17 protein-coding genes and 7 pseudogenes are annotated in these 12,638 nt (G+C 47.2%); 6 read left to right on the top strand and 18 right to left on the bottom strand.

The window, feature by feature from the left end; translation table 11 throughout:
• Window positions 1–181: 181 nt before the first annotated feature.
• From lysC to SOM48_RS22740, 3 genes and pseudogenes are all read right to left on the bottom strand, one after another.
• Complete coding sequence (lysC, locus tag SOM48_RS22780; protein ID WP_420028334.1) at window positions 182–370, bottom strand: Rz1-like lysis system protein LysC; 189 nt, start codon at window positions 368–370, stop codon at window positions 182–184.
• Window positions 351–726, bottom strand: a pseudogene (locus SOM48_RS21885) (DUF2570 domain-containing protein). The gene lysC and the pseudogene SOM48_RS21885 overlap by 20 nt, the downstream one beginning before the upstream one ends.
• Entirely contained in the window at window positions 719–1,000 is a 282-nt protein-coding gene (locus tag SOM48_RS22740) for a glycoside hydrolase family protein (protein WP_414672801.1), read from the bottom strand. The pseudogene SOM48_RS21885 and the gene SOM48_RS22740 overlap by 8 nt, the downstream one beginning before the upstream one ends.
• Window positions 1,001–1,218: 218 nt before the next feature.
• Between SOM48_RS22740 and SOM48_RS21875 the strand changes: the two genes are divergently transcribed.
• Window positions 1,219–1,557, top strand: a complete 339-nt coding sequence (locus SOM48_RS21875) for a hypothetical protein (protein ID WP_320512997.1) — start codon at window positions 1,219–1,221, stop codon at window positions 1,555–1,557.
• Between the two features lie 45 nt (window positions 1,558–1,602).
• On the opposite strand, the pseudogene SOM48_RS21870 reads toward SOM48_RS21875, so the two are convergent.
• From SOM48_RS21870 to SOM48_RS21825, 10 genes and pseudogenes are all read right to left on the bottom strand, one after another.
• Window positions 1,603–1,828, bottom strand: a pseudogene (locus tag SOM48_RS21870) (hypothetical protein).
• Window positions 1,829–1,943: 115 nt separating this feature from the next.
• Window positions 1,944–2,168: a hypothetical protein gene (locus tag SOM48_RS21865; protein WP_320512996.1), complete on the bottom strand. Its 225-nt coding sequence runs from the start codon at window positions 2,166–2,168 to the stop codon at window positions 1,944–1,946.
• 53 nt (window positions 2,169–2,221) lie between these two features.
• Window positions 2,222–2,743, bottom strand: a complete 522-nt coding sequence (locus SOM48_RS21860; protein WP_320512995.1) for a hypothetical protein — start codon at window positions 2,741–2,743, stop codon at window positions 2,222–2,224.
• Between the two features lie 23 nt (window positions 2,744–2,766).
• Window positions 2,767–3,060 (bottom strand): Rha family transcriptional regulator, encoded by a 294-nt coding sequence (locus SOM48_RS21855; protein WP_320512994.1) that lies wholly within the window; start codon window positions 3,058–3,060, stop codon window positions 2,767–2,769.
• Window positions 3,061–3,267: 207 nt separating this feature from the next.
• Window positions 3,268–3,342: pseudogene (locus tag SOM48_RS21850) on the bottom strand (lysis protein); the annotation flags it as partial.
• Window positions 3,343–3,522: 180 nt separating this feature from the next.
• Window positions 3,523–3,945 (bottom strand): putative T6SS immunity periplasmic lipoprotein, encoded by a 423-nt coding sequence (locus SOM48_RS21845; RefSeq protein ID WP_320512993.1) that lies wholly within the window; start codon window positions 3,943–3,945, stop codon window positions 3,523–3,525.
• Complete coding sequence (locus SOM48_RS21840) at window positions 3,938–4,480, bottom strand: type IV secretion protein Rhs (RefSeq protein ID WP_320512992.1); 543 nt, start codon at window positions 4,478–4,480, stop codon at window positions 3,938–3,940. The genes SOM48_RS21845 and SOM48_RS21840 overlap by 8 nt, the downstream gene beginning before the upstream one ends.
• Before the next feature lie 282 nt (window positions 4,481–4,762).
• The gene (locus SOM48_RS21835; RefSeq protein ID WP_320512991.1) at window positions 4,763–5,224 is read right to left on the bottom strand and encodes a lysis protein; all 462 of its coding nucleotides are present in this window, start codon (window positions 5,222–5,224) and stop codon (window positions 4,763–4,765) included.
• Window positions 5,221–5,668, bottom strand: a pseudogene (locus SOM48_RS21830) (lysozyme). The gene SOM48_RS21835 and the pseudogene SOM48_RS21830 overlap by 4 nt, the downstream one beginning before the upstream one ends.
• 7 nt (window positions 5,669–5,675) lie before the next feature.
• Window positions 5,676–5,810: a phage holin family protein gene (locus SOM48_RS21825; protein ID WP_320512990.1), complete on the bottom strand. Its 135-nt coding sequence runs from the start codon at window positions 5,808–5,810 to the stop codon at window positions 5,676–5,678.
• A 144-nt stretch (window positions 5,811–5,954) separates the two neighbouring features.
• Between SOM48_RS21825 and SOM48_RS21820 the strand changes: the two genes are divergently transcribed.
• Window positions 5,955–6,299: an RNase A-like domain-containing protein gene (locus SOM48_RS21820; RefSeq protein ID WP_320512989.1), complete on the top strand. Its 345-nt coding sequence runs from the start codon at window positions 5,955–5,957 to the stop codon at window positions 6,297–6,299.
• Window positions 6,300–6,302: 3 nt separating this feature from the next.
• Entirely contained in the window at window positions 6,303–6,590 is a 288-nt protein-coding gene (locus tag SOM48_RS21815; RefSeq protein WP_320512988.1) for a contact-dependent growth inhibition system immunity protein, read from the top strand.
• Between the two features lie 246 nt (window positions 6,591–6,836).
• On the opposite strand, the pseudogene SOM48_RS22735 reads toward SOM48_RS21815, so the two are convergent.
• Window positions 6,837–6,946, bottom strand: a pseudogene (locus SOM48_RS22735) (DUF968 domain-containing protein); the annotation flags it as partial.
• Between the two features lie 6 nt (window positions 6,947–6,952).
• Here SOM48_RS22735 and SOM48_RS21810 point away from each other — a divergent pair.
• Window positions 6,953–7,117: pseudogene (locus tag SOM48_RS21810) on the top strand (integrase); the annotation flags it as partial.
• A 98-nt stretch (window positions 7,118–7,215) separates the two neighbouring features.
• On the opposite strand, the pseudogene SOM48_RS21805 reads toward SOM48_RS21810, so the two are convergent.
• The 3 genes and pseudogenes from SOM48_RS21805 to SOM48_RS21795 form a co-directional block, all read right to left on the bottom strand.
• A pseudogene (locus SOM48_RS21805) lies at window positions 7,216–7,383 on the bottom strand (NADP-dependent isocitrate dehydrogenase); the annotation flags it as partial.
• A 371-nt stretch (window positions 7,384–7,754) separates the two neighbouring features.
• Window positions 7,755–8,315: an NUDIX hydrolase gene (locus SOM48_RS21800; protein WP_320512987.1), complete on the bottom strand. Its 561-nt coding sequence runs from the start codon at window positions 8,313–8,315 to the stop codon at window positions 7,755–7,757.
• Window positions 8,316–8,325: 10 nt separating this feature from the next.
• Complete coding sequence (locus tag SOM48_RS21795; protein WP_320512986.1) at window positions 8,326–9,102, bottom strand: DeoR/GlpR family DNA-binding transcription regulator; 777 nt, start codon at window positions 9,100–9,102, stop codon at window positions 8,326–8,328.
• 233 nt (window positions 9,103–9,335) lie between these two features.
• Between SOM48_RS21795 and SOM48_RS21790 the strand changes: the two genes are divergently transcribed.
• A complete protein-coding gene (locus SOM48_RS21790) occupies window positions 9,336–10,487 on the top strand; it encodes an MFS transporter (RefSeq protein WP_320512985.1) in 1,152 nt (383 codons plus the stop codon).
• A 556-nt stretch (window positions 10,488–11,043) separates the two neighbouring features.
• On the top strand, window positions 11,044–11,610 hold the full coding sequence (locus tag SOM48_RS21785; RefSeq protein WP_320512984.1) for a hypothetical protein: 567 nt from the start codon (window positions 11,044–11,046) through the stop codon (window positions 11,608–11,610).
• A 219-nt stretch (window positions 11,611–11,829) separates the two neighbouring features.
• Here the strand turns inward: SOM48_RS21785 and SOM48_RS21780 are convergent, their stop codons facing one another.
• Window positions 11,830–12,324: a 2-thiouracil desulfurase family protein gene (locus tag SOM48_RS21780; protein ID WP_320512983.1), complete on the bottom strand. Its 495-nt coding sequence runs from the start codon at window positions 12,322–12,324 to the stop codon at window positions 11,830–11,832.
• Window positions 12,325–12,638 lie beyond the last annotated feature (314 nt).

Genomic DNA, 12,638 nt, shown 5'->3' with positions numbered 1-12,638 from the left:
TTATGCAGGATACTTACAGAGATATAGCAGCCAAAGCATCCTTTCTCAAATTCCACCATCAGTTCATCATGCTAAAAATTTGGGAAAAATTCAGCTAAGAGCGAGACTGGATTAAAAACATAAAAAGTCAAAAATGGTAGCCTCCTTGATCTTGCCCTCGCAATTATCAACATTGTTCATCTCATTTATCTGATAAGTCCAAAGTACTACGACGCGCTTCAATACTTCTAATCCCCGACTTATCCAGGTTGCACTTCCCCAACGCCGTATAGAGCTTAGCGTTTAACTCCAGACTTGCCTGCCACGTGAACGGAACTGCCATTCCGGGGATCGGCGTGTCTGCGGTCAGGTCAGCGCTTATCGGCAACACCGGGGCCGGGACGTAAACTGTCTGCGTATTCCCGCAGGCTGTCAGCAGTGGCAGGAGAAACAAACTACTCTGCGCACGGATCGCCTCCAAGCGCTTGCCTGATGTAGACAATGCGTGTTTCGCCCTTTTCGGCCAGTTCGTTCTTAGCATTCTGCGTAGCCCGTGAGATGTCACGAATGAGATTCATCGCGGCGATCACATTGTTGGTGATCGCCTCAGAGTGCTGGCCCGGACCGTCGCTTTATCACGCTGGTCTTTGTAGGTGAGCGCGTTGGTGCGGAGTGGTTAATCGTCCAGGCGAGGGACAGGCCACCAGCGAGCAGGAGAAGAGCGGCGAACGCTTTCCAGTTAGAAATTATCTTTGCTTTCCGCAAGGCACATGGAGCGCTCCATCTCCCGCCTGTTCTGCAATCCCTTCCATTTCATACCGCCAGCGTAAACCCAGCGGCGCATTTGTTCGTACGCCCCTTCCTGATCGCCTCTGCTCAGCTTTTTCAGGAGGGTCGATTTGGAGAAGGCATGCGCAGCCCAAAGGAAGCCGACATCAGCATCTGCGAGATGAATATGGTCGGGGTTATGTAGGTAGCCTGATTCGGCTAATGATGTTCGACTGCCCCCACAGCCACACACCAGTAGCTGGGATTAGCCTGTTGTATGGCGCGAACTCTTCGACGAATGCTGAATTCGGCAGTGGCCTTTTCTCTTCGTCGTGTGTCATTAATTATTCCGTATTTTTTATTCACCTCCCATAAAATTTTCAATGTGATTTAACTCTGATAATTTGCTCAAAATCACTAAATAAACCCTGCTTTTGATCGATTATTGAGTAGATATCATAAGGAGGCGCTATGGGTATTGAAGAGAATTTGCTCGAAAAACTATTAAAGCACGATGTTTTCCATAACGAAGATGGAAAGGTTTCTGGTATTGCCAAGCTCGCTATCGACAAAGGCTATGCAGCTCTATCACCTGCACAAATAAAAGTATTGCGGCCTTTTATGAGTCATGGTTGTGAGGGTTATACCGACCCTGGTGGCTATCACAACGCTTGCGGGAAGGTTCTTGAAGGTGCAGAACTTGACGAAGCTTATGATCATACGTTTGAGCATGACGGTTTACTCTGCGAAGACTGTCGTGAGCAAAGTGATTATGACGATTATCGCCGTGAGAAGTTTATGGAAGACTAAAATTACGGCCTATCTTTTGGTAGGCCATTAATATTTAAAATTTCGCTATTCCGTTTTTTCTTCTGTGGTGCTTTCTTCTGTCACTGGTTGCTCGTCCTCCTGACTACAGGCGTGAACCGGAAGCGCTTAACGTCGCCCGGGGCGAAGTAAACCCACTGTCCTGCGCTAGTGCGACAAAGCCGTTAACCAGTTCAGGCTGCCGAAGAGTCATCTTCCCGGCGTACTCTTCGCCGTCCTGAGTGGTGATGGTGATTTCGTAGATGTCAGTCATTCGCGTCTGTTTATCCTCTCAAAGGGATAACAAGTGATTTATCCGCTGTAGGGGATATTGTCATTACGATGGGTAAACCCATGGTGATGACAACAAAAAAACCGCCCGGAGGCGGTTAAGTATCAAATTCTTCTTTACTGGTCCAAACTCGAAAATACCTTACATAGCGACCGCTATTAAACATATCGCCAGGGGTATATGCATATTCCCAACCCTTCCTTTTAATCTCCTCATGAGCCTTTTGCTCTTCAAGATACATGAAGTGGCTATCTTGAATTTGCTCATAGGTATAAACGCCAACCCTAAAGTCTATAACAGGTCGTTTTTCCAATAATTCCATTGTTTACCTCCCTCTGCTATGAGAAGGGAAACGTATCATATCTTGCCCCATTATCAAGCACACCCGCAGATAGGCTTTGTAATGAAGAGCCATTGTGAAAGTGGCTCACTGCTTTCGCTTATACTGCTAAGAGGTGCTGTTCTTCGATAAGCGGCTAACGGTGGTTGCGCTCGAACATTATTATCAGCTCGTTCATAATCCCACCCCATATTAATGAACACAGTGTCAGCACGCTGTAGCTCGGTGATAGCCCGAATTTGTTCTGCGGTCAGAAAATCGCGAATAGCCTCAGCCTTTCCGATATCGTTATCTTTCCTGAACTTCGCAGATGTGACGCCCAGGACAATCCTATTGATCATGCTGGCTTCTTTGCTAAGGTGATAATGTTCTACCTCTTTCCCTTCTGACTCTCTGTTGCTCTTTATGGCATTTGTCATTGGCCGATACTCAACCCAAGCTAAATCACGCTCAGCCTGAATGACTGTGTCCTGCTTCGCCTTTTCGCGGTAGGCAATAAAGCTGTCTACCAGCCGAACCTGCCCATCCCTTGCTTTGTCGCTACCAATGAACGGCATCGCAATCAGGAATCCGCGCTCAGTTAGCTCATAGCAGGTTGAACTTTATTCTGTTTATTAACATATAAGGACTCCTTGAAATCAAGGGGTCCTAAATGCTCCGTCTCGATGAGAGAGCGAATGTTTTGCATGACATTGTCATGGCGGCGGCCAAACTCAGTTGCAATAACTTTTGTGCTCACTACCGGCTCGCCTTTTACGATCTTAATCAGGTATTTCATCGCGTTTGCCTCGCTTGTGAAATGAACCTTTGCCGAAATGAAACGCCAGCCCACCGAAGGCTCGCCAGCACTAAACTGACGTTTCCAAAGGCTCATTTCACAGGTTGGGGTTCGGTGTATTTGTGATCATGCTCTACCGATTCGGTCGGCAGTTCTTCGTGCGGGTTGTCACCGCAAAATAAAAAGCCTCACGAATGCGAGGCCTTAGTAAATCATTAAATTTCAATTTTATATATCTCACCTATTAATAGCTATGAGCACGATTGAATAGCCATGAATAGTCATTACCACTCGAAAATATTTTTATTTAAGGCACTGCGTTTTGATGTATTGCTGCAGATAACCAACCTGCTTCGTCATTGTTTCGATTCGCTCTCTGAGGGTGAAATTAACGCATAGGCAGGCGCGCTAGTTTATCAAAGACTGGCACTATTACAGGCACTCAGTGAATGCATGATGTAATGTCTGCCGCTTGGTGATGGCAATAAAAAACCACCCGGAGGCGGCTTTAGGGTACGCAGAGTTAGTCGATCATGATTCGGAGTTGGTATAAGTTTCTTATTGGCTGATCTCACTTTTATCTAAAACGAGCTGGTGAACCCTTCCGCTGGTAAGTTCAAAGCCCACGACAACATGTCTTGAAGCACCAGAATTACTTTTTGATAAGGAGGTAAGCAAATATTCGACGATGTAAGGCGTATCAGGTGTAAATGAGTAGAATGTCGGTGGGATGCACAGACTCCCATTTCTGACCTCAAGAGGGGGATTTTCGCGATACCATCTTTCTTTATGAGGCGTTTTTCTCGGGGCAATAATTATAATAGAAGGTTGGAAATCTTCAGATTCTGGCACGTTAAAACACACGTCATTTGAAATCAGTTTTACTTTTGTTGTTTCACTGGGGGTTAATCTGTCACCTTGTCCAGGGCAGCCACTCAAAAGGAAAATAGAAAACAACCATGCTTTCGAGAATTTAAACATTCGGAAAACCCCTCAGCGTATGCTTGTACCGCCCACTAACAACGGCCTCGTCAAGCTCGCCATCATACGATACGACATCATAGTTTTTACCCCTTAACACCAGCCATTGAGCGTAGCCAAATGTCTCTAAGATAAAATGATCAGCAATTATTTGAGCTTGCTGCTCTAACGGGTACTGTCTGAGGGTTCGTTTATCCAGTCCATACCGATAGCTTACGGCCCAACTGAAAAGACCACGAAGCTTTACATACATTCCTTTCTCACGCTGCCAAACGTGGCTCATTTCATGGATGAAAAGGTGTTGCATATCAGCAGCTGCTTTAGAAAAATCGTCCTGGTACCAGTAACGAAAATAAAGTTCCCCATTCGGGGCCAGCGCTGCGTATTGGTTTTGCATCCCAAAAGGCAAATAACTGTCATGATGAATCCAGACTTTATGATATTGGATAGAATCGCCAAACACAGACTTAGCCAGCTTTATCTCACCCAGCCTCAACAATCGTAAGCTACCCTCTTCTTGCGCTTGCTGCGCCATATAAACCTCCTGTTAATGGCCTTACAGAACCAGTACATGAGATTATCATAATGTCATTAAAATCAAACGTATTGTTTAGTTATCCGCAGAACATGCAGAAATGTTGTAGTTTGATATGTCATGGTCGATTCCTTTCAGGAAGATGAACCTGTCGCACAGAACAGCCCTCACCCGAGAGGCCGCAATGATGCCTTCGGTTGCTATCAGGCTCAGCTTTTGAAAGGCTCGGGTTAGTGTTTACGCGTGCGAGGCGCATACAAAAGCCCCGCGATTGCGAGGCTGTCATTTCAGGCACTGGGTTTTGATATATTCCTGCAGATAACCAACCTGTTTGGTCACTGTGGCGATTCGCTCTCTGAGAGTGAAATAATCCCGTTGAGCGGCGTCTGTAAGTCTGGCGGTGGAAGCATCGCCCATGCCGCCGGCGCTGGAGGTTCCGACCGGGCAATTTGCGGTGACGCGCAGCCGTTTAGCGCCAGAAGCGACATCGCCACGCAAACGCTCAATGGTTTCTTTCGCATCAGCAAGTGCAACTGTGTATTTTGCATCAAGGGCTGCAACCTCTCTTTGGCGGGTCTGCATATCGGCGATTGTCTCGTTTGCCAGCTTCAGGTTTTGAGCGGCTTTATCGCGCTGGTCTTTGAAGGTGATCGCGTTATTGCGGTAATGGTTAATCGTCCAGGCGATGGATAGTACGCCGCCGAGTAAAAGCAAAGCAGCAGCGGCTTTCCAGCTCGAGATCATTTTTTGCTGTCCGAAAGGAAGAGTGCGCGCTCTGCCTCACGACGCCGCGTCAGGCCCGGCAGTACTTTGCCACCAGCCTTATTCCATCGCGTGTACTCATCAGCAGCACCGGCGTAATCCCCGGAGTTAAGCTTTTGCAGTAGCGTGGAAGTCGACAGCGCGCGGGCACCGAGGTTATAGGCGAAAGAAACCAGCGCATCAAACTGCCCCTGCGTCAGCTTAACCTTCACCAGCTTCGACACGTCACTTTCGTAGCCCACCAGCCCCGTGCGCAGCAGGGGCTCGGCGGTTTCCTCTTTGATGGTCATACCGGGGCGGATCGGTTTGCCGTCCACTGGCTGTGTCCAGCCATAACCAATTGTCCACACTGTCCTGATACGCAGTTAGGCGCAGGCCTTCAAACTGCTTTATGAGAGAGATACCTTTATCGCTGATCCGCATTATTCTGGCCTCAGTACGTTAAAAAGGCGCGCCACGAGGCCCAAACATTGTGTTTGCCGCCGGGCTTACGGAACATCATCAACCTGAGTACAATCATTGAACTGGCAGCGACGTTCATCAGCACCAGTGGGTCAGTCGTTACCATTATTTCCTCCCCGCCACCTTTGCAGCAGTGACAGAGGATCCTGTTCACTGAAAAAGGTCAGCGTCTTAATGGCCCGTTCGCGCAGGCAATTTTAGGCTGGCAGAGCATGAAGCTGTAAAAGGTATTAAAGCTGGCGGTCATACAATGGCGAAACATATCGCTGTTCCTGAAGAAGAGTTACTGGCTCGCCTTGCCAGAACCCCTCAAATGCAGTCCACATCGTCTTTTTTTAAGCTGGAGCAAGCTGAAAAAGTTATCAGTTCTGCACTTAAAGCTAACCGGTTGAAAATTCTGCACTGGGCAAATCTTTCCCGAAGCGCAGAAAATACGCTGGATATTACTTATAAATCAGGCTCAGCAGTTGGTTACGGTTTCCGCCAAGGGAGTCAGATCAAAGAAACTCTTTATGTAGTACGAATTGTTCTTCTCAAAAAAATGTATAACAACAAGCCTTATTACGTTTTAACTGCATATCCATTCATGGGATAAATAATGGACAAAAATTACGAAACACTAAGAAAGCTGCTGGTGATTTTTTTCGGTCCGGATTATCAAATATTTGGCGAAAACATCGGCGAAATTATGAGTTCTTATGTTGAGATGGAAAACGAATTAGCTATTCGCAATCTCAAACAACAGGCTTCTCAGGCAATTGCTATACAAAGTGATGAGGAGTTAAACCGCACTATGACTGCGCTTGCAGAGAGTCAATTTTCACCAGCCCCATGGGGTGAAACATGGCGTTCCTTTTTACAAAAAATTCTGCTCCATATTCCATGACAGGAAGAACTTTTTCAGCGAAAGGTTGTAGTCTTAACTGAATAGGTTGTGAACTGACTAACTGGAAAACCAGACAACCGGAAAGTGACTAACGCCAAATAAAAACCCGCTACTATGAGCGGGTTCTGAACAGTGGATATACAATACCCATCGTTAGAAAAAACCCACCCATTTTTTTGAACCTAGCTAGAATCTTGTCGCTAAAATCTTTAATCAGGTCCTAACGTGTGATTTCTCGCAGCATATTTCGGCGAGTGCCATGGTTTCAGCGTGCAACGCTCTGCAAAGTGGGAGCACAACAGGTCGTGCGCCTGCATGCCCATTCCACCCTGCCCGTGTCCTGGCAGGTAGTAGGGTCGTTAGCCCCTACTTTCCATGAGCAGTGTTCTCTATCAGAACGGCTATACAGAGAGCAGGGTGTAGATACGCAAAAACTCTTGGGGCATAAGACGCAGAAAATGACGGACAGATATAATGATGACCGAGGGAAAGACTGGGTGATACTGAGCGCAAAAACAGGGTCGTGAAGAGAGAGTTTTGGGGAAAAGTTTTGGGGAAGAACTCAAACGCGCATAAAAAAACGGGAACCATCAGGTTCCCGTTCTTGTGCAACCCACAACGCGGATTACATGTTCGCGATAATCGCGTCGCCAAACTCTGAACATTTCAGCAGCTTAGCGCCATCCATCAGACGTTCGAAATCGTAGGTCACGGTTTTGGCAGCGATTGCGCCTTCCATACCTTTAACGATCAGGTCTGCGGCTTCGAACCACTCCATATGGCGCAACAGTAGTTTCCCAGAAACCCCACAACTTATTGATAAATATAACTAATATACACTTTTTTAGCGAGGGCTCACGAATTTCACCTGATTTATAACCCTATGATTATCTTGATTTGTTTTTGGGTTTTGATAACCACTTTTGACGGTGTGCTGCTCAAAATTAATGATTGATTTCTACCCAACAAGGGATTTTAAATCAGTTGTGTAGTTATGCAAAAACAAAAGGTTAGTTTAGTTTTTCATAACATTTACTAAAATTATAAGTGTTTTACTTCAAAGTGTTACCGTGCTGAAGAAGCCATATTATGAAGATTCCATTCTAAAAAAGATGCTCTCGAACGTCCGCTTTGAGCGAAAAGCGGACGTCGTTGTTATGTTATTTATGCCGGGCAGCCTTCAGAGATCATATTTTTAGCTATCGCCAGCAGGAAAGCGGTAACCGAAGTGGCGTCAGTGATTTCGCCGTCACGTATTAATTGAGCAAAGGCGCTTATTTTAATTTTTTTCACCGTCAGGCCATACTCTTCCTCCTCCAGTTGCTGGCCGGTAAATGTCAGCTGCGTAGCAAGGTAAATATGATAACCCTGTGCTGAATAGCCCTGCGCGAGCTTCTGATAACCGACATACAATATTTTTCCGGCGCTCAACCCGGTTTCTTCTTTAAGCTCGCCTCTGGCAACGTCTTCAGGTGCAGCATCGTGGGAACATTCCCAGCTTCCCTGTGGTAGTTCTGTGGTTCTCTGGCCCAGCGGGTAACGGTATTGCTCGACCAGATAGACTTCATCATTCTCAACCGGAATGACCACCACAAAATCATCTTTTTCAATAACGGAATAGAGCCCCTCGCTGCCATCGGCTCTCAGAATCCGGTCCTCCTTAAGTGACATCCAGCGGTTACGGTAAATTTGTCTTGATTCCAGTGTTTCAATCTCTTTCTTCACGATAATTTCCTTATTTCTTTCCCTGTGGCTCTGCCACAATAACGTTAATGCCTTCGTCCCTGAACAGCGCAATATAGTCAGCGGGCGCATCGCAGTCGGTGATGATGTCGCTGATTTCTCCTGGTGATGCATAAGAAAAAGGGGAATGTTTCCCTATTTTCTCTCCCGAAATAACACACACGCTGCGCCCAGCAGCTTGTGCCAGAACGCGCTTAACCTGAGTTTCGTCATAGTCGATACTGCTGAAGCCGGTAGTAATATTCGCCGCCGCCGCACCTATAAAGCAGATATCAAAAGCCATAGTGCGTAACTCTTCACACACTTTATGGCCCGTCATATCCATCGCGGGCTTAAATAATTTACCGCCCAGCACAATGACCTCCACATCCGGATGAACAGACAGCGCCATGGCGGCGGGTAGGTTGTTCGTTACGACGGTGCAACGCAATCCGGGCGGGATAGCCTGTGCGATGGCAAGCGTGGTAGTACCTCCGTCCAGTCCGACGACATCATCCTGCCGAATAAGCGAGACTGCCATCGAAGCGATAGCGCTTTTTGACGCGCCCGTTCTGCCCAGCCTTTCCTGATGATGAAGCGGTACCTGGGTGCGGGGAATCGCGCCGCCACGTACGCGACGCAGCATGCCTGTAGACTCGAGGCGTATCAAATCGCGGCGAACCGTGTCCTCTGATATCCCCAGTTTTTCAGCCAGTGCAGAAGCCTGCAACTCACCATGACGGGTTAATAAATCGAGAATTTTCTGCCGCCTTGCATCAGGTAATTTCATTTCAGTGCGCCATATTGCAATCTTTGTTGCGTTAATATGCGTAATTTTGCAGGATAATGCAATTTTATGACAGGCTGTGAGGCGCAGAATGAGAGCAGATTTATTTAATCTGACAGGGAGAGCGGTTAACCGGGTATCCTGGCCAGCAGTGCCAGCGGTAGCGTGGATAAAACGCATCCCTGATGAAACCGCAGACGGCGTGTACAGGTGCAACAGGTACGAGGCCAGAAATTATGATTAAGGCATTATCTGTCCTGGCCGCAGGCGCGTTTGTTTCGCAGACAACCGAATATTTGCCAGTCGGACTGTTAAATCAGATAGCAGAGCATCTCGGGATTAGCGGGGCGAAGGCCGGCGTGCTGATTACCGTATATGCATGGGTAATAACCCTGTCCGTCATACCCGTCACGTTGCTCACGCAATCAATTGACAGAAAAAAGCTTTTCGTTTTTTTGCTCGGCCTTATCGCAATATGTAATGGCTCGGTCATGCTGACAGACAGTTTCGTCATGCTGCTATTGCTCCGAGTAATTGCAGCCCTGGGACACGGTGTGTTCTGGGCAGGGATTGCCTCTTATGCCATCAGAATGTCGGGCACCATGCCTGCAAGCAGGGCGACAGCTATTGTTTTCTCAGGCATATCGCTGGCGATAGTTATGGGAGTGCCGATGTCGACTGCAACAGGAAATTATTACGGATGGCAAAAGGGGTTTGGTCTGTTCGGCCTGTTTTCATTGATCATTATGTGTCTTGCTGTCATATGGCTGCCTCGCGTTCATGAACCCACAGCGAAAGCGGGACCATCTGGCCTGCCAAAACCGGCCTTCTCCGGATTGCTCTGGCTGTTGGCAGTCGTAACGCTTTTAATTATTACGGCACACTTCATGAGTTATACCTATGTCACTGTTCTCCTGAGGTCAATACCGGGGGTTAATGCTGATGTTCTGACAATATTGCTTTTTGTTTTCGGCGTGGGAGGAGCCTGCGGTACGCTGCTGATAAGCCGCTTTTCCCTGAAACCGTCTTTACTGACACTGGCAGGCGGGGCGGGTATAGCGCTTGCCCAGACTCTTCTGCTGATAACGCTGCCGGGTCCTCTAAGTGCTGGCGGGGTGCTGTTTCTCTGGGGCTGCGCCATCTCAGTAGTTATCGTCGGTCTCCAGTCATGGGTAATCGAAGCGTCACGGGATTATCCTGAATCCGCGTCTGCACTTTATGTCATGTCGTTCAATATTGGCATTGGGTCTGGAGCTGTTGCAGGAGGTTACTTTACCGGTACAAAAGACAGCAGTGGTTTATTTCTCTGCAGTATCGTTCTGTGTATCACAGGATTATTACTGGCCGGGGTTATCGTTTTCAGAAAAGCAGGCAGATACCACCGGTAAGCGAGAGAGTGACAGATCGAGGTTATCGTATCTGCGGCTGATAGTGTCCGCTTCTGGCACAAAGCTGTCGGACGTTATTGCTGGCGACAGAAATCTGCGCCAGGCCCACCGGTCAGCGCTTCTCATTGACAGGTTGCTTCGTATTGTTCTTCTCTTTGAGTAAACATAACAGCGAGGCATTAATGAAACTGCTGAACCGATTGAACCACCGCTATGGACAGGGGCGATACAGTTTGCAGTTCAAGACATCGTGTTGCCGTGGCAAAGGAAGAGACAAAGCTCCCCCCGGCTTAAACAACTCGCTTAGAGGAAAGTCCGGCCGTAAAAGGATGAAGAACTTAAAACTATGCATTCCTGATGTCCTAATAATGACTGCTAAGGTAATGCACATATACATTATGCGATGCTAAGGGGGGTTAAGTCGCAACTTACAGGTCTGTTCAATCAAGGCTTACAAATTAACTGGAATGGTGTATAGAGAATAACGGCTTAGGGTTCATGCAGAAATGTATATGATAAAATCCCATAGAGATTCTTATGACAAGGAATGATTAAGATGAAATACGTCGTGCTATTGGCAACGGTTGTGATAGCAAGCTGCACCAGCGCGCAAAATTTACCACCAACCGATACCATTATAGCGATCAAACCGATCGAATCCGGTATTATCGCCAGTTCACAAAAGTACAGTTACCGTTTTTTCCGCAATGGCGTGCCGCAAGAGTATCAGCGATATAAGGCATTTTATGAACGCTTTAATCAGCAGGCCTCCGGGTTACGAGTCAGCTTTATGGTGGAAAATCATGATGTGACGGCGGAGTACCTGGTGGTGATGGATAAGCGTAAACTGGATGCTGTGCAGCAGGCCGAGCTTGTCAATCAGTATAAGGCGACGCTGATTAATAACGATCGCCTTGGAGTGGTATTCAGAGCCACGGGATTCTGGTCATCATCCTACGAACCGGAACTAGCAGCCCCATATAAGCTTGAGCGACCGGTAGTGGTATCCATCATTGATAAGACGCAAACCGTCAGCACCCTGGGCACCATCGCCCTGTTACCCTTAGTACCACTCTTTCCGCTTTACATGATGTACGGCTGCGCTACGGGGCCTTGTATATGAGGTTAATAAAGTTCGAGATGCGGGGCAGTCTTGTAGGGGAAAGGGTATGAGGTAAAGATCTTTTCTGAAAGATCGCTTCTGTCTGGAATGGTTGTAGAACAGAGCTTCTGTAAAGGTCTGCTTTGAGCGAAAAGCGGACATGAGAGATTGATATCTTTAAATCAGGTAAGCGACACAGAAAAGCAAAATAGTCTGACATTTTTACCATAGACAGAAGGCTCAGCTTTCTCTTTCCTCAATCCAGGTAATAAGTTCAGCGAGCTGAGTATCAGAAAATACTGCTATTCCATGCTCAATAAGTAACGATGCTGCGACTCCCATACCAGGCTTTCGCTGGCCACTAAAAGAGCCGTCATAGATAAACTGACTTCCACATGTAGGACTACCATCAGTTAATAATGCAGCGGTACATCCAGACTCCTGTGCTGTGCGTAAGGCCAGCCAGGCTGCAAGCTGATAATGCTCAGTCACATCATTCCCTGTATTTTCTATTATTCTGGCTCGCTCCCGCATCACGTCTTTCCCATCAGCAAAAAAAATCTCTGCCGGGGAACGTGGTATTGGTAACCCCGCAGCCAGCTCGGGGCAGTGGATCACCAGGCGTTGCTCCTTTTGCCAGCGCAACAGATGAGCCATCATTGGTGCTTTCTCACTTCCGTTATAGCGCACTTTAAAACCCATCAGGCAAGCACTTATCAGAATTCTGTTTACCATTGTTAACTTAAATTTAGGGCACAGGAATGCCTGGATTATAACAATTTATATTTATCTATTCACATTCCTGCCTATGGATAACGCACCACATAAAAATGCATGGCCGCTTTTGGCACAGAGTTGACTAACATACAGGTCAATGTCTGCTATGAGCGAGAAGCGGACATCGCGACTCGAACAGGATTTCTGACAAGATAAGGTATTGATGAAAAAGCATTCAATTTCCAGCGTTTGGCGAAGACAATGAAAGGTAGGCGTAATGTTCACCCCGGAGTTTATAAATGAAGAACGCGGCGAGTTTGTACTTGTGGCCA

It is taken from the genome of Kosakonia sp. CFBP8986, assembly GCF_034044935.1.
GTDB lineage: Bacteria > Pseudomonadota > Gammaproteobacteria > Enterobacterales > Enterobacteriaceae > Kosakonia > Kosakonia cowanii.
Note: the sequence above shows the minus strand (reverse complement) of the source record. Positions and strands in the feature narration are given on the sequence as shown.

What these genes read in the sequence shown, in the direction of transcription:
- SOM48_RS21875 (WP_320512997.1), top strand. Translation starts at nt 1,219, where the DNA reads ATGGGTATTGAAGAGAATTTGCTCGAAAAACTATTAAAGCACGATGTT.
- SOM48_RS21865 (WP_320512996.1), bottom strand. Translation starts at nt 2,168, where the DNA reads ATGGAATTATTGGAAAAACGACCTGTTATAGACTTTAGGGTTGGCGTT.
- SOM48_RS21860 (WP_320512995.1), bottom strand. Translation starts at nt 2,743, where the DNA reads ATGCCGTTCATTGGTAGCGACAAAGCAAGGGATGGGCAGGTTCGGCTG.
- SOM48_RS21855 (WP_320512994.1), bottom strand. Translation starts at nt 3,060, where the DNA reads ATGAGCCTTTGGAAACGTCAGTTTAGTGCTGGCGAGCCTTCGGTGGGC.
- SOM48_RS21845 (WP_320512993.1), bottom strand. Translation starts at nt 3,945, where the DNA reads ATGTTTAAATTCTCGAAAGCATGGTTGTTTTCTATTTTCCTTTTGAGT.
- SOM48_RS21840 (WP_320512992.1), bottom strand. Translation starts at nt 4,480, where the DNA reads ATGGCGCAGCAAGCGCAAGAAGAGGGTAGCTTACGATTGTTGAGGCTG.
- SOM48_RS21835 (WP_320512991.1), bottom strand. Translation starts at nt 5,224, where the DNA reads ATGATCTCGAGCTGGAAAGCCGCTGCTGCTTTGCTTTTACTCGGCGGC.
- SOM48_RS21825 (WP_320512990.1), bottom strand. Translation starts at nt 5,810, where the DNA reads ATGGTAACGACTGACCCACTGGTGCTGATGAACGTCGCTGCCAGTTCA.
- SOM48_RS21820 (WP_320512989.1), top strand. Translation starts at nt 5,955, where the DNA reads ATGGCGAAACATATCGCTGTTCCTGAAGAAGAGTTACTGGCTCGCCTT.
- SOM48_RS21815 (WP_320512988.1), top strand. Translation starts at nt 6,303, where the DNA reads ATGGACAAAAATTACGAAACACTAAGAAAGCTGCTGGTGATTTTTTTC.
- SOM48_RS21795 (WP_320512986.1), bottom strand. Translation starts at nt 9,102, where the DNA reads ATGAAATTACCTGATGCAAGGCGGCAGAAAATTCTCGATTTATTAACC.
- SOM48_RS21790 (WP_320512985.1), top strand. Translation starts at nt 9,336, where the DNA reads ATGATTAAGGCATTATCTGTCCTGGCCGCAGGCGCGTTTGTTTCGCAG.
- SOM48_RS21785 (WP_320512984.1), top strand. Translation starts at nt 11,044, where the DNA reads ATGAAATACGTCGTGCTATTGGCAACGGTTGTGATAGCAAGCTGCACC.
- SOM48_RS21780 (WP_320512983.1), bottom strand. Translation starts at nt 12,324, where the DNA reads ATGGTAAACAGAATTCTGATAAGTGCTTGCCTGATGGGTTTTAAAGTG.